Origin of the sequence: Pseudomonas sp. LAIL14HWK12:I10 (genome assembly GCF_900184205.1) — a bacterium.
Classification (GTDB): domain Bacteria; phylum Pseudomonadota; class Gammaproteobacteria; order Pseudomonadales; family Pseudomonadaceae; genus Aquipseudomonas; species Aquipseudomonas kermanshahensis.
Genome location: NZ_FXWU01000008.1, coordinates 75876 through 97061, shown reverse-complemented (window position 1 = coordinate 97061; position 21186 = coordinate 75876). Strand labels below are relative to the sequence as shown.

Below are 21186 nucleotides of genomic sequence, written 5' to 3'. Positions count from 1 at the left end.
AGCCGGGCTCGGACAAACTGGCGTGATTTATCACGGCTTTTTGCCCCAGGCTGGCAAAATGGCCTGTGCGCGCCATTGTGTCGCGATCGCCTGATACTGCGTCAGGTGATAACCCGCGCACTGCGCACCCTAATTCCTTAATGCCTTGAAAGAGCGAATTTCAGCATGTCCAAAGTTAAACTGACCACCAACCACGGCGACATCGTCCTGGAACTGAACGCCGAAAAAGCCCCGCTGACCGTTGCCAACTTCCTGGCATACGTTGAAGCCGGTCACTACTCGAACACCGTGTTCCACCGTGTGATCAAGGGCTTCATGATCCAGGGCGGCGGTTTCGAGCCAGGCATGAACGAAAAGCGTGACAAGCGTGCCAGCATCCAGAACGAAGCCGACAACGGCCTGAAGAACGACAAGTACACCATCGCCATGGCCCGCACCATGGAGCCGCACTCGGCCTCGGCGCAGTTCTTCATCAACGCCTCCAACAACGACTTCCTCAACCACAGCGGCAAGAACGTGCAGGGTTGGGGCTACGCAGTATTCGGCGAAGTGATCGAAGGCCGTGAAATCGTCGACGCTATCGAAAAAGTCGCCACCGGTTCGAAAGCGGGCCACCAGGACGTACCGAAAGAAGACGTGATCATCGAGAAAGCCGAGATCATTGGGTGATACTGCTGATCTCCGATCTGCACCTGCAAGAAGAACGCCCGGATATCACCCGGGCGTTTCTTGATCTGCTCGATGGCCGTGCGCGGCATGCCAAAGCGCTGTACATCCTGGGCGACTTCTTCGAAGCGTGGATCGGCGACGATGCCATGACGCCGTTCCAGCAATCGATCTGCCAGGCCATGCGCCAGTTGAGCGACAGCGGTACGGCGGTCTACCTGATGCATGGCAACCGTGATTTCCTGATTGGTCAGGACTTTTGCGATGCCGCGGGCTGCACCTTGCTGGCCGACCCGAGCGTTGTCGAACTGGGCGGTGAGCAGGTGCTGCTGATGCATGGTGACACGCTGTGCACGCGGGACGTGGCCTACATGAAGCTGCGTCGTTACCTGCGCAACCCGTTGAGCCTTTGGATTCTGCGGCACCTGCCGCTGTCCACGCGGCACAAGCTGGCGCGCAAGCTACGCAGTGAAAGCCGCACGCAAACGCGCATGAAGGCCACGGAAATCGTCGACGTCACGCCAGAGGAAGTGCCCAAGGTGATGGCGGCGCACGGTGTCAGGACACTGGTTCACGGTCACACCCACCGGCCGGCGATTCACAAGCTGGTGGTGGACGGGCAACCGGCACGGCGCATTGTGCTGGGGGACTGGGACCGCCGGGGCTGGACCCTGCAGGTCGACGAGCAGGGCTTTCAGTTAACGCCGTTCGAGTTTTCCTGACTACCCGGAAATCTGGGGCCGCTTTGCAGCCCATCGCAGGCAAGCCAGCTCCTACAGGTATGTGCGAATCCCTGGGAATACGCTGTACCTGTAGGAGCTGGCTTGCCTGCGATGGGCTGCGAAGCAGCCCCAGATTCACTTATCTATCCCCTTCGCTGATCACTGTCTCGCGATACTCAGGATCTGCCTTTATCTGCGCCTCGGTAAACGGAATCACTGCCAACTGCTTGGCCGAGAACGCCTTGGTCTGGTCATGCGCATGTGCCGAGCCCGCCTCGCTTGACTGTGAAAACGCCAGCAGCCCGCGCGCCTGCGGCCCCTGTTCGGTAAAGCTGACCAGTTGCAGGTAGCTGGTACCACTGACCACCAGGCGCTTGCCCGGCCCATGCGGCACACTGTGGATCGCGTTGTACACCCCAAGCCCCTGCGGCCCGCCAGGCACCGGCGTACCATCGATAGCCTGCTGCACCTGCCCCCAACGGCTATCGCCCCCTACCCCGCTTTTGGCCACTTGCTGCTGGGACGCCAGCGCCGCCTGGTGCAGCAGCTTGCGCACTGCCGCCTGCTCGACCGCCAGGCCACGCGGCGTATGCTGCGGGTCGGCCGGGTTGAACGCTACCCGCCAGCTTTCAGGGTGAGCCATCAGGGCCTCAAGCATGTTTTCGAAATGCACCAGGCCAACGCCGCTGTCCAGGTCTGCCTTGCCATTCCAGGCGACCAGGCTGGCACAGACAGGCTGCACATCTGCCTCAGCACCCTTGCACCACGCCAGCAGGTCCGGCAGCAGCAGGCTCGCGAGGTAGACCTCATCATCCATCACCATGCGCTGCAGGTCGTCCACACCGAACTTGGCCGTGCCTTGCAGGCGCTGCAGGGCAAACCGCCCACGCATGCCGAGCGGCTGGTCATCGCGGCTGACCAGCGGCGAAAACCCGGTCAACGGCTGAGCCGGGTTGGCCATCCAGGCAGGGTCGTTGGAGTTCTGCACGAAGTCCTTGCGCTCGAGGCTCGGCAGCAATCGTGCGGGGAAGATGCCGGGCTGCGCCGCCTGCGCGTCGACCTTCCACTGGCACGCACTGCGCGAGCCATCGAGCACCACCATGCGCCCTTGCGCCTTGGGGTTGCCGCACTCACTCAGCAGTTGCTGGTCGACGTACGGCACCACCGACTGGTTCAGGTACAGCGCCCCGCCCCCCTCATCGACAGCAAGCGTGTTAACCCAGGGAATGCCCTGCAACTGCTGCACCGAACCCTTCAACGCGTCCAAGCTGTCGGCGCGGTTGATGCGGTACCACTGCTGCAGCACCCGCGTGTTGCCCTGGTTGGCGTCGCGCAGGCTGTAGGCCGCGTGCGCGTCCCAATCCAGGCGCCCAGGCCATTGCACCACTGGCCCGAATTCCGAGCTGTAGACCTGGCGTTCTACCTGGCTCAAGGTGCCATCCTCGGCCTTGACCGTAACGCTGACAGCCTGCCGCATCAACGGCAGTGACTTGCCATCGAGCATGTAGCGGGTCGGGTCCTTCGGGTCGAGCTGAAGGCGATAAAGGGTGAAATGGTTTGACGTGTCGACCGTATGCGTCCACGCCAGATGCCGGTTGAAACCGATGTTCACCACAGGCAAGCCCGGTAGTGCCGCCCCCATCACATCCAGCTGGCCCGGTATGGTCAGTTGCATCTGGTAGAAGCGCATGCCGCCCATCCAGGGAAAGTGCGGATTAGCCAGCAGCAGGCCACGGCCATTGGCCGAGCGCTGCGAACCGACGGCCACCGCGTTGCTGCCGCGCTCCGAGGCAAAACGCTCCTGCCGGGCCAACGCCGTGGCAAAGCCTGTGGCCTCGCGCTGGCTGGTCAATGAGGGGGGCTGTGCCCCTGCCAACGCTTCGGCGAATTGTCCTACGCCCCCCTCAGCCAACAGTCGACGGGTCAACTTGATCAAGTCTTCGCTGGTGATCGGCCGCACCCAGTCACCCTTCCCGCACTCTGCCGGCAGGCCTTGGCTGCGGCGCTCGGCGAGGGCACGGTTGAAGCCGCGTGCATAGCCATCGAGCAGGTCACGCACCGGTGCCGGTTGTGCCTGCAGAAATGCCCCCACAGCGCTCGGCGTATTGAGCCAGGTGAAGAACAGGTCGCTGGCAAGGTTGTCCCGTTGCTCGACGGTCTTGGCCTTGGCACCGAAGTGCCGCGATCGCTCGCCGCTGACCGTCAGCACTTCGTTAGCCAACAGGCACAGGTTGTCCTGTGCGTAGGCATAGCCGATGCCATACCCAAGGCCGCGCTCATCCTTGGCCACAATGTGCGGCACTCCGTAGCTGGTACGCCGGATCTGGGCACTGGCATCCGTGCTGGCGGGCTGCGCCAGCGCGGCAGTGCTGAAGGCGACCAGCGCAGCCGCAAGGCCTGCGCTGGTCATGGGACGAGAAATTGAGAACACGGGCACACCTCGGATCCAGGGGTCATCCCGATCAGACGAATGGCTGAATGAAAATTTTACGTATTACAAGGCGATAGAACGTCTTGAACAGGAAAGGCAGATTTTTTTTCGAGCGGGCTGCAGATTTTCCGTTCTCATTCGTCCTAGTAAGTGAGGCAACCACATTTCGGGTTCGTCCACGAAAAGGAGCATTCACATGTACAACCCGCAACCCTCAATGCAGGCTGCACGCGTACCCGGCAAAGCGCCCAAGGGACAGGACGTTTTCGCCGAAGAACGTGTCGGTAACGAACAGATTCGCGAACTTTTACGCACCTTTGGCTTGCGCACCAGCCTGATCCGCTTGAAGGTCATCGATGCGCTGCATGCGGCCGACCGTAATGGCCGCAGCATTGGCGTGCGTGGCGTGCACGCACAACTGGAACAACTGGACATTCCACTGTCGTTCCTGAGCGTGCGTGAAGTGCTCAAGCGGCTGTGCGCTGAAGGCGTCATCAACCTGGGCAGCGACAAATGCTACAGCCTCAACCCCCAGGCCCGCGCCGTGCTGGATCAAGCGTCCCCGCGCTGAGCGTACGGCCGGCCACGCCTGGCCGGCCCGCACAGGTCAGGGCTTGACCTTGCGCCGCAGAATGCCGTTGATGACTACCACGACCACCGCAATGGCGATCGCCAGCAACTGGAAGGTCTGCTCACTGATCGTGCCCTGCTTTTGCAGGTGGGACAGGCCAACCATGAGGCCCAGTACTACCAGTATGATCAGAAGTGAATATTTGAGGCGCTGCACGTGTGTCATTGAAAGTTCCTTGCAACATCAGGGGCAAAAGGCTCGCAACGAGCCGCGGCAATGATACAACGCCCACCCGCACTGGCGCTGCATTTCCTGCTTAGTGTGGTGCCACTCGCCTGAAAGCATGGGCCCTCATCGCCCGTGCCGGAGGCACTATGTACAAATCCCTGCTGCTCGCATCCCTTGCTGTGACGCCCTTACCTCTTTACGCGCTGGACACGCGCCAGACACCCCCCGAACAGTTGCTCAAGCTAGGCAGTGAACTGGCGACCAACGCCGGGTCCAGCCAATGGCAGCAACTCTGGTACAGCGTTCGCGAAGCGGGTTACCTGCAGGCTCATGCCTTCCAGGTGCACTTCACCGTGCCGGCAACCCTGTTACCGGAGTTGGCCCGACAAACACTGGCACAGGCCGACCAGGTGCACGCAGTGAAGCAGACCCGGGCACTTTATCGCCGAAATTTTCCCGATCGCATTGTAGGAAAACGCGCCGAGCATGCGTTCAACGCGCTGTGCCTGCTGGTCGACTGGCGCGCCCTGCCCCAAGGCATGAGCACGACCCCCAAGGCATACCTGAGAAGCGCAAGCCTGTTGAGCCTCTATCCGTGCGACTGAGGGTCACTGACCCAGCAGGTAAGCCATGGCGTGTCACAGCGGGAATTCACCGGCTGCAGCGAATAGTTGAAGGCATGTCCTACAAGAAGGGAAATCACTGCCTGCAAACACTGTTCAACGAGGCTACAAACCCAAGCCTATATGGCGCCTAGCGACGCACCTTGGCTCTACCTGAGAATTCGGTCACACCTTCGACACAACGCCGCAGGTGATCGCTTACCGCATCTACACCGAACGAAGGAGCGTCTTATGGAGTTACCAGACCTTACCCGGATAGACATCAGCCAGTTACCCCACTCACTGCAAGCGCTGATCGACTGCATCGGTATCGACAATGCATTCCAGCTCACCTGCGCCTATGGCGGCAGACCCAAATACATCCCCAAACACCGCGAGCGCACCAAGCTCGCCGATGTGCTCCCGGCCGACGCGCTCGATGCGCTGATCAAGCGCTTCGCTGGTGTGGCCCTGGAAATCCCCAAGGCCGACCACTTCATGCGCCAGTTGCGCAACCTGCAGATTCAGCAGGAAAGCGCCGAGGGCTTGTCACGTAGCCTGCTGGCCGACAAGTACGGCCTGAGCCTGCGGCAGATCGGCAATATCCGCCGACAAGACCCCCTATGTTCGCTGGTCGATAACCCTAGTGGTCGCCACTGACGGCCAGGTTTGCAGCACCCATTAAAAAGAGAATCCAGCTATGTCCCTAGACAACAGCCTCATCGGATCCGTCATCAATGCCTTGCCGATGGACCGCATGATCGCAGGCCCCCTGCAAGCCGTGGTTCAGGCACAAGTTACCGCAAGCAAGTCCTACGCCGACTTCCTGATGCAAGTGTGCGTTCAGGAAGGCAAGGCGGTCGCCATCCAATTCGACTACGACGAAACCATCGTCGATGAACAGGGTGAGTACCAAGGCGTCGTCAGCAAAACCATGAAAGTGCCGCTGGTAGCGGCGATCACCCACCCGAACATCGCCATCGAGGAAGGTAATGTCGAGTTCGAACTTACCATCAACCAGATGTCGGAAGACGTGACCGACAAGAACCTGGCCGCAACGGCAACCGGGTCGCTGGGTTGGGGGCCATTCAAGCTCAACGTCAAGGGCAGCATCAGCCACAAGTCCACGCAAACCCGCAAGACCGACACCCGCGCCCGCTACGCTTTCAGCACGACCCTGAAGCGCCAAGACCCGCCTGAAGCGTTGATGAGGGTCATCGATTTCCTGACCGAGGCTGCCACCAAACCCACTGTCGTCAAGTCCGCAAAGCTGAATAGCCCGGACATGATCTCGCAAGCCGACACGCTCAACGGCCTCGCGAACGGCAGCAAATCAACGCCTGGGGCACCTGCGGCTAACTGAAGTCGGTAACGATCGCCCCCTCGCAACAGGGGGCACCCCCTGAACCCAGGAGCCGAACGTTTGGACAAGTCCCCCGCCCCCATGACATCCATCGACCTGCGCGAGATCACACGCGGCCTGCAAGAAGCCGCCAGCGCCACCAACAGCCTGATAGCTCAGCAGTACATCAATCTGTTCGATCAATTCTTCGACTGCGACACCGAAGCACTGGGTGCGCCCATGAAGGCCAAGATGGTCGAAGTCGCCATGGATGAGCAGCACATCATGCGTGTGCCCTTGTTTGCGCTAGTGTCGCCCAAGGGCCTGGCACTTGAGCGCATGCAGGTTGACCTGTCGGTCCGCGTCAAGGGCACCGAGGCGCAGCAAGCGCTGCAGGCGGCCAGCGCGACGAACGCCGCCAATTTCAAGGTGACCATTGGTAGCCAGGGCCGTCAGGGCGACAGTCGCGACCCTGACGAGGTGCAGATCCGCATGCAGTTCCAGGCCAGTGAGCCGCCTGAAGCGCTTAACCGGCTGATTGAGGAATACACCAGCCTGATCACACCGGTGCGCATAGCCAAACCCACCCCCCCGTCCACACCCGATACCAATGAATTCGTCGAAGCTGCCACGGTCCGTTGACCGCGGCGATCAGAAGTCCCGTTTGTAGAAGATATCCAGCGAGCTCGCCAACCCGCTAGCCGCCTCCAGGTAAACCATCCGGCTCAACTTGTAGCGCAACGCGATAGTGTTGGCAGGCTCGAACACCCCCACCCCGTAACGCAAGCTCAGCTTCTCGGTCAGGTTGCCGCTGGCGACCACACTGGTGGTGTTACCCGAGCCTTCGGTATCCAACTGGAAATCATCGATACCCAGGCTCGATGCCAGGCTGCCGGTAATGCCGGCACTGCCTGCCAAGCCCAAGCCCAACGCGGCCTCGGCGAGCATGTTGTTGTCCTCACCCGACGTGCCCAAAGGGCGACCCAGCACCAGGTACGACAGGGCCTGCTCCTGGCTCATGGCAGGCTCGGAGAACACCTGCGTGGTGGGCTGCTCGGCACTGCCGCTCAAGCGAATACCGGCAATCACGTCATCGACTTTGCGAATCGCTTCGATGTCCAGGTACGGCTGGTCGAGCGGGCCGGCAAACAGCAAGCGCGCCCGGCGTATGGTCAGGCGCTGCCCGTAGGCGCGGTAACGACCATCGGCCAGGCTCAGTTCACCGCGGGTATCGAGGTTGTCGCCGATATGCACGTGGCCCAACAGGTTGGCCGTGAGGCCAAAGCCTTTGAACGACAGCTTTTCGCGCCCGACATCGACATCGATGTCCATGGCCATCGCCATGGGCGGCTTGCCCTCCTCGGTCTGATGGCCAACGATAACGGTGTCATCAGACACCTTCACCGTCGAGGGCGGCAGCTCGCGCACCGTGATCTTGCCTTTGGGCACCTGCACCTTGCCGGTTATCGCCAGCTTGTCGTCGACCAGGCGCAAGTTCAGGTCCGGGGCGACTTCCAGCGTCGCATAGGGCTCAACCGTCACCGGCAATTGTTGCCCCTGCAAACGCAGGTCCATGCCCAAGGCCTGGCCCCAAGTCAGATTACCGGACAGTTGGCCGCGCCCCGCTTCGCCGCTGCGCCAACCGCCGTTGAGCTGGACCTGTTCACCCGCGATCGTAGCCTGCAGCGAGAGGTCTTGGAGGCTAACCGGCAGTTCGGCGCCACTGACCTCGCCCTGGCTCAGTACCAGGTTGCCGTTGACCTGCGGTGCCAGCAGCGTACCCGACAAATTTCCGCTGCCATTCAACTGCCCGGCCAGGCGTTCGACCATGGGCACGAACGGTCGGGCGACGGACAGGTCCAGGCCCGCCAGGCGGAAATCGCCCGACAATGGCTTGTTCTTGCCCAACGGGTCGAGGCGGGCATTCAGGCTCAGTTCGCCCAGGCGCTCACCCCGGAAATTCAAGCGGGTGTCGATGCGGCGAGGTGCCAGGGTACTGTCCAGGCGCAGCGCCTGATAAGGGAAATCGATCCAGCGCCCCTTGTCGCGCACGCGCAAGGTGCCGCCACTGGCGTCGACAACAATGTTGCCTTTCGGGCCGCTGGCCGGGATATCCAAGTTGACGTCGGCATTCAGCAGGCCCTGCCAGGCAAAGTCCTTTGGCAGCCACTGGGCCAGGCTGTCCAGCGGGAACTGTTTAAGGTGGTAGCGCAAGCGCGGCTCAGGCGCCAGGCGCTGGTCATCACCACACAGGCTGGCCTGGCCGGAACGCCAGCAATGGGCGCCAAAATCCAGCTGGCCGCTGGCCAATCGCTGCAGGCGTGCCGGCGCCTGCAACTGCCAATCCTGGCCTCCGGCCTGGATTCGGCCACTGGCAAGGCGACCACGCCAATCGCCTTTGCTCAACTGGCCGTCCAGGCCCAGGTCCAGCTTGAGCTGCGGGCCGTCGAGCGCCAGGGTCAGGGCTTGCTGGCGAATGTCGCCTTTGCCATTGGCCTGCAAGGTGCCCAGTGCCGTGTCACCGAGGTGAATGCCGCCGGCTTTGAGGTCGATCACACCACGCTGGGCGCTGTCCAGGCGTGCGTCCAGGTCCAGGCGCTGAATACGGTTTTCGGCCTGCGCCAGCTGCTGGCCCTGCAAGGTGAGCGTACCTTGTGGCGCCTTCAAGGTTCCGGCAACGTCCAGCCGGCCCTTGACCTGCCCTTGCAGCCTGGGCCATAGCTGCCCCAAGCGCGGCAAGTCGAGATCCACGCGCCCGGCCAGCCGCTGTTGCAGGCTGCCACTGCCATTGATGCGGTTGTCACCCAGCTGGATAGCCAGGGCTCCGAGCGTCCAGCTTTCCCCTGCCCCTTGGGCTTCGACCTTGAGCACTGCCGGCTGCCCGCGCAGGCGGCCTTTAAGGTCGAGCTGGGCATCGAGCTTGAGTGCATCCCCCTTCATTTCACCTTTGCTGCGCAGCGGCCCGGCCAGGGTGCCGGGCAGTTCGGCAAGCCAATACGCAGGGTCGAGCGCCGAGAGCTGCAGGTCGACATCCCACGCCAGTGTATCGGCGAAGCGCACCGCGACGCTGCCTTCGGCCTTGCCTTGCCCAGCGCTAAGCGCCAGCTGCGGCAGTTTCACCTGGTTCAAATCACCTTCGAACGGGCTGGCCAGGGAAAACGCCCCCGCCGGGCCGTCGAGATCACCCTTGAAGGTGCCTTGATAGTTGCCATCGCGGTAGTGGACCTGGGCATTGAATTGCTTGAGCGTGACGTCAGGCGGCGTCTCCAGCGGGTACAGGCGCAACCACGGGAAGTCCAGCCAATCGAGCTGGGCATCGGCTGTCAGGCCCTGTTGCCAGTCGGCACTGGCCTGCAGCTTCAGCCGCTGGTTATCGCTGGCGTTGAGGTCCAGGGCATCGACCTTGGCCCCTTTGCTATCCACCCGCCCGGACAGGACCAAGGCAATCGGTGACTGCTCAGCCGGCAAACTGGCCGAGCCTGACAATTTATAGCCCTTGAGCAAATCACCTTTGGCATTGAGCTCAAGCTGATTGAACTGCAGGGTGTCCGGCAGCGACCCGGTTGGTTTGAAAGCGTCGGAACGGATCTGCAGCGTTGCCGGCAGGTGCTCGGCCAACGCTTGTAGCTCACCGTTCAGCCGTGCATCGAGGTAACCCGAGCTGGTGCCTTCGAGAGTGAGGATTTTCTGCAGCTCGCCTTGCGCGGTCAACGCCAGTTGCCAGCTTTTACCCTCTACCGAAGGCAGCTGAACTTGCCCTTGCAGCTGCAGCGGCCAATCGCCCTCAGGTTGCAGGTCGCCTTGCAGGTCCAGGCGCAGGTCATCGCGCTGCAGATGCAGGCGGTCGATGCGCATGCCCGTTTGGGTCCAGTGGGCGGCCAGTTGCACATCACCCAGCAGGTCGCTGCCGTCGAGTCGCAGTTGGCCGATCTTGACCTCGCCCAGCTCGATGGCGACCGGCAAGCGCAGGGCCGGGAGTTGCAGCGGGCCGCTTTCAGCCGGTGCATCGCTGGGTGCAAACGCCATGTCGATGCGCTGCGCCTGCAGTTGATCGATACACAAGGTGGCACGCAGCAGGCACCCGGGCGACCATGTCAACAGCGGTGCCTGCACCTCGACCCGATTACCGCCCTCCACCCAGCTCAGCTGGCTGGCTTGCCAACTGCCCGCCAGGCGCCCTTGGAAGTCAGCGACCTGCAACCCCGGCACCCTGGCCAGTGCCCAGCGGCTGCCGCTTTCGGTCCCCACCAGCACGCCCAGCGCCAGGCCCACGGCCACTACCCCGCCGAGCACGCCCAGCAGTACGAATTTGAACACACGTGTCACAGCTCAGGCCCCATGGAGAAGTGCAGGCGAATACCGCCCTCGTCATCGAGGGCCTTGGCCAGGTCCAAGCGCAATGGCCCGACCGGTGAAACCCAACGCACACCAATGCCCACCCCGGTCTTGAGGCTTGGCAGCTCGAAGGTGTTGAACGAGTTGCCCTGATCGACAAAGGTTGCCACGCGCCACTTTTCAGTCAGTGAGTACTGGTACTCGACGCTGCCAGCCACCAGGTAGCGGCCACCGATGCGGTCGCCGTCGCTGTTTTTCGGCGACAAGGTCTGGTAGTCATAGCCACGCACGCTCTGGTCGCCACCGGCGAAGAAGCGCAGCGAAGGCGGGATGTTGTTCTTGTAGCCGTTGGTGGCGCTGCCGCCAAATTGCACCCGGCCGAGGAAGCGATGGTTATGGCCAAGCGTGGTCAGGCCCTTGAGCAGCACGTTGCCGTGCAGCAGGTTGGTGTCGGAGACCAGGCCTTCCTTCGCCACCTGGGTATCGAACTGCAGGCGGTAGCCATTGTGCGGGTCAATGCGGTTGTCGCTGCGCAGGTACGAGAAGCTGACGCCCGGCATCAGCAAGTTGCTCAGCCCCGAGTCATCGCCCAGGCGGTACTCTTCACGCTGGTACTTGAGCGAGATGACCCGCTGCCAGCCACTGGGCAACTTGCTGTGCCATTCTGGCCCGACGGTGAGCAGCTTGCTGAGGGTGTCGGTACCGGCGAGTTCCTCGTTCTGGTAACCACCGGCAAAGCGCAGTTTGTCGGTCAGCGGCGGGTCGAGCGGCACGTCATACCACAGGCCGACGTTCTGCCGAGGTGCCGACAGTTCGGTTTCCCAGCCGTAGCTGTGGCCCTGAGGGTTGACCCAGTGTCGCGTCCAGTTGGCCTTGCCACGGGGGCCGACGTCAGTCGAGAAGCCCAGGCCCAGGCCCATGGTGCGTGGTTTGCGGGTTTCCAGGCGGACCTCCACCGGGATGTCCTCGCCCACGGCGGCAGTCGGCGCGGCGTCTACCCGCACACCTTCGAAGTAGCCACTCGATTGCAGGTCGTTGTTGAGTTCGGCAATCAGCTCGGAGTCATAGGGCGTGCCTGGCTTGAACGAGACCATGCGCTGCAGCAGGTCTTCATCCAGCGGTGTGTCACCGCCAAACTTGACCGCGCCCAGGCGATAGCGAGGGCCGCTTTGGTAGACCAGTTCGATGTCGGCCACGCCGGCCTGGGGGTCGACCGCCAGGCGTTGGCGGCTGAAGCGGCCGGCGAAGAAGCCATAGCGTGAAGCCTGGTTCTGGATCAGCCGTTTGGCATCTTCGTAAAGCCCATGGTTAAGCTGCTCGCCAGCGCGCAGTGCCTTGCTGTCGGGCACCCGAAACGCCTTCATCTCACTGGCAGGCCCTTCGATGCGCACCGTCACGTTGCGCAGGCGCACAGGCTCGCCGGGGGCGATCTGGATTATCAATTGTGGGGCTTGGTCGGCTTTGGCGGGAGGCTTGACCTCGGTATCGATCTGGGCTTGATAGTAGCCAAGTGCCTGCGCGGCTTTGCGCGCCTGCTCCTGAGCCCCGCGACTGAAGCGCAGCAGCGCTTCTTCATCGCGGTCACCCAAGTTGCCGATATAGCCTTCGACATTGGCCTTGAGCGCTTTGTTGGCTGGTTTTACCTTCACCAGCAACTCGCTCTGGCCCCATGCTGCGAAACTGGCGACCCAGAAAACCAGGCCCCAGGTTAATCTTCCTGAATACGTCATGCGGGGCATGCTACCAGAGCCGGGCGCTCAAGGGAGCCGTCTGGCGGCTTGTCAGGCAAAAGCGGTAGTTGAAGACACGGGGTTGGGATGGAAGAACACCCTTTCTCGGATCGGCCCTACGGCAACCTCGCCAATTTCCTCATAGCCCTGACGCTGGTAGAACGCCAGGTAGTGCTCATTACCGGTGTCCAGCACGACACCCTGGGTGCTGGGGTCTTCCGCGCACCAGTCATGCACAGCTTGTAACAATTGCTCACCGTACTGGCGCCCCTGAAATTGTGGGTGCACGCCCAGTAGAGGCAAGACGTGCACCTGGTCTGTAGGCAAGCAACTGGCCAATGCCGCCTGGTAGTCCATGTAGCGTCGCGTGCAGCGCAGGCCGGTACCCAGCATCATGCGCAAACGCCAGGCCCAGCTGTCGGCCACCCCCAGCCTGCGCAGCGGCGGCACGATCAGGGCCAGGGCAATCAAACGGTCATCCAGCAACAGGCCAATGGCCGGCAGTTGCAGGTAAAAGTGCTGGCGGACCCATTCACGCACCATCACGCGCAGGCGGCGCTCATAGCCTGGGCGCTGCGCCTCGAAAATGTAAGCAAAGGTAGGTTCATGGCGGTAGGCGTTGTACAGCAGCGAACGTGCCTCACGGCTGTAGCCGTCGTCAAGTTGGCAGATACGCGCCGGCGTGGCAGTGGTTTCGGGCATTGCGGGCAGTCCTCCTGGAATGGGCTTGCAATGCCTTGGAGTGTGCTCCACCACGCATCGTTCAGCCCCTACAGCACGTTAGCAGCAGCACCCCGAACCCGCCATGCTGGTGATGACGCGCGATGTCGGCTAGCATCGCGGCTTTTACCGGGATTGTCTTTCCATGAAGATCGTCTGTTTCAACATCAACGGCCTGCGAGCGCGCCCGCATCAGCTGGCGGCGCTGATCGACAAGCATCAGCCTGACGTGATCGGCCTGCAGGAAACCAAGGTCAGCGACGATCAGTTCCCTCTGGCCGATGTCCAGGCACTGGGCTACCACGTGCATTACCACGGCCAAAAAGGCCACTATGGCGTCGCCTTGCTGTCGCGCCAGGCACCGCTGAGCCTGCACAAGGGCTTTGCCACCGATGAGGAAGACGCCCAGCGCCGCTTCATCTGGGGCACCTTCGCCGATGCCGACGGCAACCCGATCACCATCATGAACGGCTACTTCCCCCAGGGTGAAAGCCGCGACCACCCCACCAAATTCCCGGCCAAGCAGCGCTTCTACAGCGACCTGCAGGCCCTGCTCGAAAACCAGTTCCGCAACGACCAGCCGGTGCTGGTGATGGGCGACATGAACATCTCGCCCCAGGACTGCGACATCGGCATCGGCCCGGACAACGCCAAACGTTGGCTCAAGACCGGTAAATGCAGCTTCCTGCCGGAAGAGCGCGAATGGATGGAGCGCCTTAAAGGCTGGGGCCTGGTCGACAGTTTCCGCCACCTGCACCCGGACGTGGCCGACCGCTTCAGCTGGTTCGACTACCGCAGCCGCGGTTTCGAGGATGAACCCAAGCGTGGCCTGCGCATCGACCTGATCATGGCGTCGCAGCACCTGGTGCCACGGATCAAGGCGGCGGGTGTGGACTATGAGTTGCGCGGGATGGAAAAGCCGTCGGACCATGCACCGATCTGGCTGGAGTTGAGCTGACGCGGGTCTGGTGTAAGGCATTTGAGTTGTAGCGCCTGTGGGATCGAGCGCCGCCCGCGCGGCGCTTCGCAGCACAAGGCTGCTCCATCTGTTTCGGGCCAGTAACGCCTGTAGCAACGCGCGCGACCGCCTTGTTTGTTCCACACGATATCGAGGTGGGCGCCAAACGGCCGCGCGCCTCTGTCTCAGGACTGATTGGCCCGAAACAGATGTGGGAGCAGCCTTGTACTGCGAAGCGCCGCGCGGGCGGCGCTCGATCTCACAGGCGCTGTAAATCCAATGCCCTACACCTGGCTGCCCACACCCACTCAACCAAATCATCACCATCACCCTACAACCCCAACCGCAACGCCTCCCCTACCCCCGCCCCACGCGTATCGTCCGCCGCACTGACCAACGCAAAGTTATACGCCCCATGCGACCAGTACCGTGCCTCCAGTTGCCCATCAACCCGCTGCCCCTCGGGCATGCGTTCATAACGCTCACCCGGCGAGCGCAGAAACAGGCTGATGCGTTCCCCTTTGCCATCCTGAAACACCAGGAGCGCCGCAGGCCCTTGCTCGTTGCTGAGCAACCGCGCGCCCACCGGCCTGAAACCGTAACCCGCCAGGTCCGGCAACTGGCCTACCCGGCTGAAATGACGCCCCAACCAGTCACGCAATTGAGTCGGGTCGCTGGCCTGGATATCCAGCGCCTCGCTACCGGCAAACAGCCGATGAGCCTGGACCGCATCGGCCATGGGCAGATCGACCCTGGCCAACATCGCATCCCGCGCCTGCCAACCGCCCAAACCACCCACACCAATCGCCAGCACGAGCACTGCCGCCGATGCCCAACGCCGTTGACGACGCTGGCGCAGCCGCTGCTTTAATTGGCCCAGATCCAGCTGCGCAGCTCCCGGCTGTTCACCCAGGCCGGCGAGTGCCACACGCAGCCGCCGCGCATCGCTGCGCCAGCCCTCGACCCTCGCCGCTTCCTGCGGGTTGGCCGCCAGCCAAACCTTTACCTCTGCCCGGCGGGCAGGCGTCAGGCGCTCATCGATATAGGCATGCAACTCATCTTCAGTGGGGATCAGGCGTGTCATTTCAGTCTCCGCAAGGCCGGGGGTTGAGGGTTGCCCTCGGTCAGTTCGCGCAAGGCATTGCGGGCGCGCGACAAGCGCGACATCACGGTACCGATAGGGATGCCCAAGGCCTGGGCGGCCTCTTTGTAACTCAAACCTTCGATGCTCACCAGCAGCAGCAAAGCACGCTGCTCGGCCGACAGCCGAGCGAAGGCACGCAGGTCGGCCTGGGCCAGCACGATGTCTTCGATATTGCCGCCAACGGGCTCGCTTTCCACCTCGGCGCGGCCGAACCAGGACAGCCAACGGGCATGCAGGCGGTCGCGGCGTTTGCCGTCAAGAAACAGCCGATAAAGGATGGTGAACAGCCAGGCGCGCAGCGCCTCAGCTTCACGTTGCTGGCCCTGGCGGCTCAAGGCTCGCTCGACGGTGGCCTGCACCAGGTCGTCGGCGCTGCCCGATTCGCGCGTCAACCACAAGGCAAAGCGGCGCAAACGTGCCAGCAGCTCGCGCCACTGGTGTTCGTCCAGATCGTGCATGGCTATGTCCCGGCCTCTGGGGTTGTCAGTGTAAGAGGCAGACGCCCGGTAACAAAATCTATTCCCGTCGAGGGAATAAGTTTTTCCCTGCAGCGTCGTACCGGCACCTTCACAGAACCGGACGATGATCATGAACTCACCTTTGCACGGCCCCGCCAAGGCCCTGCGCCTGGCAGCCATCGGCGCTGTCATGCTGGCTGCCGGCGCAGGCTTTGCCTATGCCGCCGGCTGGATCGGCGCACCTGAACTGACACCAAAGCGCATCATCGACACCTTCGAGGCCCAGGCCGGGCACTACCCAGGCTACCGCAAGAACCACGCAAAAGGCCTCTGTGTCTCGGGCTACTTCCAGGCCAGCGGGCAGGCTGCCAGCCTGTCCACGGCCCGCGTGTTCAGCCAGGCACGCGTGCCGGTTATCGGCCGTTTTGCCATTGGCGGCGCCAACCCGTTCGCGCCGGACACGGCAATCCCGGTGCGCAGCCTGGCGCTTCAGCTCAGCACTGACGATGGGCAAGTCTGGCGTACCGGCATGAACAACCCGCCGGTGCTGGCGGTGGGTACGCCGCAGGCGTTCTATGAACAAGTCCTGGCCAGTACGCCAGACGCTGCCACTGGCAAACCGGACCCGGCCAGGCAACAAGCGTTTTTTGCCGCCCACCCCGAAAGCGCGGCGTTCCGCCAGTGGGCGGCGAGCTACAAGCCAAGCAACAGTTTCGCCAGTACCCAGTATCACAGCATCAATGCCTTCCGCCTGATCGACGCCGCCGGCGCGGCACAGCCGGTACGTTGGCAACTGGAGCCGCAAACCCCGTTTACCGCCCTGCCAGGCCAGGTGGACGACAAACAATACTTGCAGCACGACCTGCAACAGCGCCTGGCCCAAGGGCCGCTGCGCTGGACCCTGCGCCTGATCCTGGCCGAGCCTGGCGACGCCGTGGACAACCCGGCCAGCCCATGGCCTGCGCAACGGCGCAGCGTAGACGCCGGCACGCTTGTGCTCGAACAAGTCGACGCGCCTGAGCAAGGTGCTTGTCGCGACATTAATTTCGACCCGCTGATCCTGCCCCACGGCATCGAAGCCTCTGCCGACCCGATTTTGGCCGCCCGATCCGCCGCCTATTCGGAATCGTTCAACCGCCGCAGCCGTGAATCGCTCGGCACTGGAGCCCGCCCATGAAACCTGAAGCCTTCCACCCCCTCGCCCGCCTGCTGCACTGGCTGATGGCGGTGTTGATTGTGGCCATGCTGTTCATTGGTGTGAGCATGGTCAGCGACCTGTCACTGCGCCACCCCGTATTGCTCAGCCTGCACAAGGCCACTGGCCTGGCCTTGCTGGTACTGGTGGTGTTGCGTATCGGCCTGCGTTTGGCCTTGCCACACCCACCGCTGCCACGCGACCTGCCACCGCTGCAGCGGTTCGCCGCCGGTGCCTCGCATGTGCTGCTCTATGGCCTGATGCTGGCCATGCCACTGCTGGGCTGGGCCATGCTGTCGGCCGGCGGCTACCCGCGGCCCCTGCAATTGCCGGCAATCGCCCCCCACGACCTGCAGCTGTATGCCGTGCTGCGACAAGCCCACGGCTGGGCTGGCTACCTGCTGTTCGCGACGATCCTGGTGCACCTGGGCGCAGCGCTGATGCACGCCTTGGTGCGCCGCGACGGCGTCTTGCGTAGCATGTGGCCTGGCCCCCTGCGTCGCAGCGAATAAGCCGGTGCGGTTCAGGGCGTTCGACAATCGATAATAATGCTTACTAAGATCGGCGCACTTATCGCTGAACTTCTCTGGACTGCCCATGAACGTCGCAAAGGATCCTGCCACTCTCGTGCCTGCCAGCACGCTGGACTTACGCCCACTGCTGCTGGCCAATATGGCCTGCACCATGTCGATGATGGCCTTCGTTGCCCTCATAGGCCCAATCGCCCGCCAACTCGGCATGGCCACCTGGCAGGCCGGTGCCGCTGTTACCGTCGCCGGGGTGGTCTGGGTGCTGCTGGCACGCCCGTGGGGCCGCGCCGCTGACCGGCTAGGCCGCCGCCGCGTGCTGCTGCTGGGAAGCGCAGGCTTCACCGTGGCCTACTGGCTGTTGTGCGTGTTCGTCGAAGGCGCGCTGCGCTGGATGCCGGGCGCAACCCTGGCCTTTGTCGGCCTCATGCTCGCACGCGGCTGCATCGGCGCCTTCTACGCCGCCATCCCAGTGGCTTGCAATGCACTGATCGCCGACCATGTCGAACCGCAGCGCCGAGCCCGCGCCATGGCCTCACTGGGCGCGGCAAACGCGGTCGGCCTGGTGCTGGGCCCGGCACTGGCCGCCCTGCTCGCGCGCTACAGCCTGAGCCTGCCGTTTCACCTCATGTCGCTGCTGCCGGCCACCGCGTTCTTCGTGTTGCTGTTCACACTCAAGCCACAAGCGCTGGCGCACACCCATGCGCCCAGCCCTGTGCAACTGAGCGACCCCCGGCTGCGCCGGCCTTTGCTGGTGGCCTTCAGCGCCATGCTTAGCGTCACCGTGTCACAGATCATTGTCGGGTTCTTCGCCCTGGACCGCTTGCAGTTGGGCCCGGCTGACGCGGCTCAGGTCGCCGGCATTGCCCTGACCACGGTCGGTGTGGCGCTAATCCTGGCCCAAGTTGTGCTGCGCCAACTGGAATGGCCGCCGCTGAAGATGATCCGGGTGGGCGCCAGCGTGTCGGCCGTGGGCTTTGCCTGCGGTGCACTGGCGACCACCGCGCCCTGGCTGTGGGCGTGCTTCTTCGTCGCTGCGGCCGGCATGGGCTTTGTGTTCCCGGCGTTTTCGGCGCTGGCGGCCAATGCCATGCAGGCCTCGGAACAAGGCGCCACAGCGGGCTCGATCGGCGCCGCCCAAGGCATGGGCGCAGTAATTGGGCCACTGGCCGGCACCCTGGTGTATGCCCTTGACCCACGCTTGCCGTTCCTGGCGGTAGCCGCGCTGTTGCTGCTGGTCGGGCTATGGCCGATGCCACGCGAACCACGTGCCTGATAAGCACAGCGCGCAAGCGTGCAGAGTGTGTTTTAATGCGTCGCTCATTATTTTTGACACCTCTGATTACAAGGCGGCTATGGACACGGGGACGCGACTCAAACTGGTGCGTGAACGCAACAACCTCTCCCAACGGGAACTGGCCCGCCGCAGCGGGCTGACTAACTCGACGATCTCGCAGATCGAACAGAACCGCGTCAGCCCTTCGGTCAGCTCCCTGAAAAAACTGCTCGAAGGGATCCCGATGAGCTTGGCGGAGTTTTTCAGCTTCGACGAGCCGGTGCGGGAAGAGCGCTTCGTGTTCCGCGCCAGCGAGCAGCCAGACTTGGGCCGTAACGGCCTGCGCATGCTGTTGGTAGGTGCCAGTGTCGAGGCCCGTCAGATGCGCATGCTGCGTGAACTGTACGCACCGGGCGCCGATTCGGGCGAGCCGATCGTGCATGCAGAAGGCGAAGAGTGCGGCCTGGTCACCCGCGGCACCGTCGAGTTGTGGGTCGATGGCCAGGTCAGCGTGCTCAATTCGGGTGATGGCTACTACATCCCCACTACCCTGCCGCACAGCTTCAAGAACATTGGCCAGGATGAGGCCGAAATCATCAGCGCCAACACCCCGGCGAACTTCTGACCGTGAACCGCCCAGGCACCGTGAACACACGGGCCGCGTATCAGCGCTTGCGTGACGCAGCCCTGGGCGTCCATCCCGTGCACATCACCGCCCAGCGCGCCGAAGGGCTGGTCGATGTGCTGATCGAAGGCTGGCAGTTGACCCTGGCCGTGGATGCCGAAGGCCTTGCTCAATGCGTCCAGTGCGTGGCCCCCAACGGTGATCAGGCCGGCCTTGAAGACTGGCACCGCTACGGCACCAACCCCACCGACCTGCTCAGCCTGTGGGAACGCACTCAGCTGGAAGCACGCCTGGCCGGTTGACGCAGCGCGTCCTCGACAAAATCCAGGCGGTCTTGCCCAAAGAACATCTCATCACCGACAAAGCAGGTCGGCGCACCAAATACACCGCGCGCAACGGCTTCCTCGGTCGCCTGCTTCAGGGCCGCCTTCACCTGCGCGTCGCTTGCCAGGGCAGTGAGCGCGGCAAGGTCAAAGCCGGCCTGTTCCAGCGTCTGCTGCAACACCGCCGCGTCCCCCAGGTTGCGTCGCTCGGCCCACAGGCCGTTGAACAATGCCCGCAACAGTGCCTCGAAGCGCTCCGGTGCTTGCAACTGTGTGCCAATTACACCGCGCATCAGCATCAGGGTATTCATCGGGAAGCCCGGTGGAAGCCCAAACGGCACACCGTAGCGCGCTGCGAAGCGTGCAAGGTCGGTAAACATGTAGCGGCCCTTGGCTGGGATCATTGCCGGCGAGGCATTGCCGGTGGCCTGGAATACCCCACCCAACAGCATGGGCCGATAATGCAGCGCCGCGCCATGGCGGTCACAGATACCCGGCAGCTGGGTCCACGCCAGGTAACTGGCGGGGCTGCCGAGGTCAAAGAAAAATTCGACGGTCTTGGTCATGGGTAGGGTCCTTGGTCGACGAGGGGGCTTACCAGCGTTCCATCCAGGGGCGCAGGTCCAGTTCGAATGTCCAGGCATCTCGCGGTTGGGCGTGGAGGAACCAGTAGCTGTCGGCTATATGGGTCGGGGCAAGGATGCCATCCTGGTCCTTGAGGGCGTAGCGCTCGGGGAAACTGTCGCGGATGAACGCGGTATCGATTGCCCCATCCACCACTACATGAGCGACATGGATATTGCGCGGCCCCAGCTCACGCGCCATGCTCTGGGCCAACGCCCGCAGGCCGTGCTTGGCACCGGCGAATGCGGCAAAGCCAGCAGCGCCACGGGTACCTGCAGTAGCGCCTGTGAACAGAATCGTGCCGCGCTCACGCACCACCATGCGCCGAGCCACCGCCTGCGCTGTCAGAAACCCGGCAAAACAGGCCATCTCCCAAATCTTGAAGTATTTGCGCGGCGTTTCGTCGAGAATGCTGCAAGGCACATTGGCGCCGATATTGAAGACAAACGCCTCGATCGGGCCGATATCACGCTCGATGGTCTCAACCAGCGCGGCCACCTCTTCCTCCTTACGCGCATCGGAGCCAAAGCCATGAGCCTGGCCACCTTCGGCGCGGATCTCGTCCAGCAGCGGTTGCAGCTTGTCCGCCTGACGGCGAGTGACGCAGGCCACGTAGCCCTCCCGCGCGAAGCGCTTGGCGATCTCGCCCCCCGTGGCATCCCCTGCGCCGATCACCAGCACTACTTTTTGTGGTTGAGTCATGTGCGCC

Annotated in this window: 22 protein-coding genes; 13 read left to right on the top strand and 9 right to left on the bottom strand. The window is 63.0% G+C overall.

The features are described 5' to 3' along the window. Nucleotides 1-165 precede the first annotated feature (165 nt). A complete protein-coding gene (locus QOS90_RS18535) occupies nt 166-669 on the top strand; it encodes a peptidylprolyl isomerase (protein WP_085273482.1) in 504 nt (167 codons plus the stop codon). Beyond that, a complete protein-coding gene (locus QOS90_RS18530; RefSeq protein ID WP_085273483.1) occupies nt 666-1388 on the top strand; it encodes a UDP-2,3-diacylglucosamine diphosphatase in 723 nt (240 codons plus the stop codon). Before QOS90_RS18535 ends, QOS90_RS18530 begins: the two co-directional genes overlap by 4 nt. 139 nt (nt 1389-1527) lie before the next feature. Here the strand turns inward: QOS90_RS18530 and pvdQ are convergent, their stop codons facing one another. Continuing rightward, nucleotides 1528-3819 carry a bifunctional acylase PvdQ gene (gene pvdQ / locus QOS90_RS18525; RefSeq protein WP_085273523.1) on the bottom strand — a complete coding sequence of 764 codons (2292 nt, stop codon included), beginning with the start codon at nt 3817-3819 and terminating at the stop codon, nt 1528-1530. Between the two features lie 196 nt (nt 3820-4015). On the opposite strand from pvdQ, the gene QOS90_RS18520 reads away from it, so the two are divergent. Next, nucleotides 4016-4390: a fe2+ zn2+ uptake regulation protein gene (locus QOS90_RS18520; protein ID WP_085273484.1), complete on the top strand. Its 375-nt coding sequence runs from the start codon at nt 4016-4018 to the stop codon at nt 4388-4390. A gap of 36 nt (nt 4391-4426) precedes the next feature. Here QOS90_RS18520 and QOS90_RS18515 read toward each other — a convergent pair whose 3' ends face one another. Next, nucleotides 4427-4615: a hypothetical protein gene (locus QOS90_RS18515; protein ID WP_027594812.1), complete on the bottom strand. Its 189-nt coding sequence runs from the start codon at nt 4613-4615 to the stop codon at nt 4427-4429. Between the two features lie 149 nt (nt 4616-4764). Here QOS90_RS18515 and QOS90_RS18510 point away from each other — a divergent pair, with 149 nt between their 5' ends. The 4 genes from QOS90_RS18510 (at nt 4765) to QOS90_RS18495 (ending at nt 7204) form a co-directional block, all read left to right on the top strand. Beyond that, entirely contained in the window at nt 4765-5223 is a 459-nt protein-coding gene (locus tag QOS90_RS18510) for a hypothetical protein (protein ID WP_027594811.1), read from the top strand. Between the two features lie 249 nt (nt 5224-5472). Further along, on the top strand, nt 5473-5880 hold the full coding sequence (locus tag QOS90_RS18505; RefSeq protein WP_027594810.1) for a Mor transcription activator family protein: 408 nt from the start codon (nt 5473-5475) through the stop codon (nt 5878-5880). A gap of 40 nt (nt 5881-5920) precedes the next feature. After that, on the top strand, nt 5921-6583 hold the full coding sequence (locus tag QOS90_RS18500) for a DUF2589 domain-containing protein (protein WP_085273485.1): 663 nt from the start codon (nt 5921-5923) through the stop codon (nt 6581-6583). Nucleotides 6584-6643: 60 nt separating this feature from the next. Beyond that, the gene (locus tag QOS90_RS18495; RefSeq protein ID WP_027594809.1) at nt 6644-7204 is read left to right on the top strand and encodes a DUF2589 domain-containing protein; all 561 of its coding nucleotides are present in this window, start codon (nt 6644-6646) and stop codon (nt 7202-7204) included. 9 nt (nt 7205-7213) lie between these two features. Here QOS90_RS18495 and QOS90_RS18490 read toward each other — a convergent pair whose 3' ends face one another. From QOS90_RS18490 to QOS90_RS18480, 3 genes are read right to left on the bottom strand one after another with little or no spacing between them, the layout of a single operon-like run. Beyond that, complete coding sequence (locus tag QOS90_RS18490) at nt 7214-10888, bottom strand: translocation/assembly module TamB domain-containing protein (protein WP_085273486.1); 3675 nt, start codon at nt 10886-10888, stop codon at nt 7214-7216. Next, nucleotides 10885-12627 carry an autotransporter assembly complex protein TamA gene (locus tag QOS90_RS18485; protein ID WP_027594807.1) on the bottom strand — a complete coding sequence of 581 codons (1743 nt, stop codon included), beginning with the start codon at nt 12625-12627 and terminating at the stop codon, nt 10885-10887. Before QOS90_RS18485 ends, QOS90_RS18490 begins: the two co-directional genes overlap by 4 nt. A 51-nt stretch (nt 12628-12678) precedes the next feature. Next, a complete protein-coding gene (locus QOS90_RS18480) occupies nt 12679-13329 on the bottom strand; it encodes a GNAT family N-acetyltransferase (RefSeq protein WP_085273487.1) in 651 nt (216 codons plus the stop codon). A gap of 163 nt (nt 13330-13492) precedes the next feature. On the opposite strand from QOS90_RS18480, the gene xthA reads away from it, so the two are divergent. Continuing rightward, nucleotides 13493-14305 carry an exodeoxyribonuclease III gene (gene xthA / locus QOS90_RS18475; protein WP_027594805.1) on the top strand — a complete coding sequence of 271 codons (813 nt, stop codon included), beginning with the start codon at nt 13493-13495 and terminating at the stop codon, nt 14303-14305. Between the two features lie 331 nt (nt 14306-14636). Here xthA and QOS90_RS18470 read toward each other — a convergent pair whose 3' ends face one another. Further along, nucleotides 14637-15389: an anti-sigma factor family protein gene (locus QOS90_RS18470; protein WP_027594804.1), complete on the bottom strand. Its 753-nt coding sequence runs from the start codon at nt 15387-15389 to the stop codon at nt 14637-14639. Next, nucleotides 15386-15907, bottom strand: a complete 522-nt coding sequence (locus QOS90_RS18465; protein ID WP_027594803.1) for a sigma-70 family RNA polymerase sigma factor — start codon at nt 15905-15907, stop codon at nt 15386-15388. The genes QOS90_RS18470 and QOS90_RS18465 overlap by 4 nt, the downstream gene beginning before the upstream one ends. Before the next feature lie 124 nt (nt 15908-16031). On the opposite strand from QOS90_RS18465, the gene QOS90_RS18460 reads away from it, so the two are divergent. The 5 genes from QOS90_RS18460 (at nt 16032) to QOS90_RS18440 (ending at nt 19832) form a co-directional block, all read left to right on the top strand. Beyond that, nucleotides 16032-17084 (top strand): catalase family peroxidase, encoded by a 1053-nt coding sequence (locus QOS90_RS18460; protein ID WP_085273488.1) that lies wholly within the window; start codon nt 16032-16034, stop codon nt 17082-17084. Further along, nucleotides 17081-17614, top strand: coding sequence for a cytochrome b (locus QOS90_RS18455; RefSeq protein WP_085273489.1), 534 nt, complete (start codon nt 17081-17083; stop codon nt 17612-17614). Before QOS90_RS18460 ends, QOS90_RS18455 begins: the two co-directional genes overlap by 4 nt. A gap of 85 nt (nt 17615-17699) precedes the next feature. Then, entirely contained in the window at nt 17700-18905 is a 1206-nt protein-coding gene (locus QOS90_RS18450; protein ID WP_085273490.1) for an MFS transporter, read from the top strand. A 79-nt stretch (nt 18906-18984) separates the two neighbouring features. Further along, complete coding sequence (locus QOS90_RS18445; RefSeq protein WP_027594799.1) at nt 18985-19530, top strand: cupin domain-containing protein; 546 nt, start codon at nt 18985-18987, stop codon at nt 19528-19530. Nucleotides 19531-19532: 2 nt separating this feature from the next. Next, the gene (locus QOS90_RS18440) at nt 19533-19832 is read left to right on the top strand and encodes a DUF7693 family protein (RefSeq protein WP_238214913.1); all 300 of its coding nucleotides are present in this window, start codon (nt 19533-19535) and stop codon (nt 19830-19832) included. On the opposite strand, the gene QOS90_RS18435 is transcribed toward QOS90_RS18440, so the two are convergent. Next, a complete protein-coding gene (locus QOS90_RS18435) occupies nt 19805-20419 on the bottom strand; it encodes a 2-hydroxychromene-2-carboxylate isomerase (protein WP_085273491.1) in 615 nt (204 codons plus the stop codon). The two genes, QOS90_RS18440 and QOS90_RS18435, sit on opposite strands and share 28 nt — an antisense overlap. A 28-nt stretch (nt 20420-20447) precedes the next feature. Then, a complete protein-coding gene (locus tag QOS90_RS18430; RefSeq protein ID WP_085273492.1) occupies nt 20448-21179 on the bottom strand; it encodes an SDR family oxidoreductase in 732 nt (243 codons plus the stop codon). Nucleotides 21180-21186 lie beyond the last annotated feature (7 nt).

Bases quoted from the DNA above. Each gene is read 5' to 3' on its own strand.
- QOS90_RS18535 (WP_085273482.1), top strand. From the start codon at position 166: ATGTCCAAAGTTAAACTGACCACCAACCACGGCGACATCGTCCTGGAA.
- QOS90_RS18520 (WP_085273484.1), top strand. From the start codon at position 4,016: ATGTACAACCCGCAACCCTCAATGCAGGCTGCACGCGTACCCGGCAAA.
- QOS90_RS18515 (WP_027594812.1), bottom strand. From the start codon at position 4,615: ATGACACACGTGCAGCGCCTCAAATATTCACTTCTGATCATACTGGTA.
- QOS90_RS18510 (WP_027594811.1), top strand. From the start codon at position 4,765: ATGTACAAATCCCTGCTGCTCGCATCCCTTGCTGTGACGCCCTTACCT.
- QOS90_RS18505 (WP_027594810.1), top strand. From the start codon at position 5,473: ATGGAGTTACCAGACCTTACCCGGATAGACATCAGCCAGTTACCCCAC.
- QOS90_RS18500 (WP_085273485.1), top strand. From the start codon at position 5,921: ATGTCCCTAGACAACAGCCTCATCGGATCCGTCATCAATGCCTTGCCG.
- QOS90_RS18485 (WP_027594807.1), bottom strand. From the start codon at position 12,627: ATGACGTATTCAGGAAGATTAACCTGGGGCCTGGTTTTCTGGGTCGCC.
- QOS90_RS18480 (WP_085273487.1), bottom strand. From the start codon at position 13,329: ATGCCCGAAACCACTGCCACGCCGGCGCGTATCTGCCAACTTGACGAC.
- xthA (WP_027594805.1), top strand. From the start codon at position 13,493: ATGAAGATCGTCTGTTTCAACATCAACGGCCTGCGAGCGCGCCCGCAT.
- QOS90_RS18470 (WP_027594804.1), bottom strand. From the start codon at position 15,389: ATGACACGCCTGATCCCCACTGAAGATGAGTTGCATGCCTATATCGAT.
- QOS90_RS18465 (WP_027594803.1), bottom strand. From the start codon at position 15,907: ATGCACGATCTGGACGAACACCAGTGGCGCGAGCTGCTGGCACGTTTG.
- QOS90_RS18460 (WP_085273488.1), top strand. From the start codon at position 16,032: ATGATCATGAACTCACCTTTGCACGGCCCCGCCAAGGCCCTGCGCCTG.
- QOS90_RS18455 (WP_085273489.1), top strand. From the start codon at position 17,081: ATGAAACCTGAAGCCTTCCACCCCCTCGCCCGCCTGCTGCACTGGCTG.
- QOS90_RS18450 (WP_085273490.1), top strand. From the start codon at position 17,700: ATGAACGTCGCAAAGGATCCTGCCACTCTCGTGCCTGCCAGCACGCTG.
- QOS90_RS18445 (WP_027594799.1), top strand. From the start codon at position 18,985: ATGGACACGGGGACGCGACTCAAACTGGTGCGTGAACGCAACAACCTC.
- QOS90_RS18435 (WP_085273491.1), bottom strand. From the start codon at position 20,419: ATGACCAAGACCGTCGAATTTTTCTTTGACCTCGGCAGCCCCGCCAGT.
- QOS90_RS18430 (WP_085273492.1), bottom strand. From the start codon at position 21,179: ATGACTCAACCACAAAAAGTAGTGCTGGTGATCGGCGCAGGGGATGCC.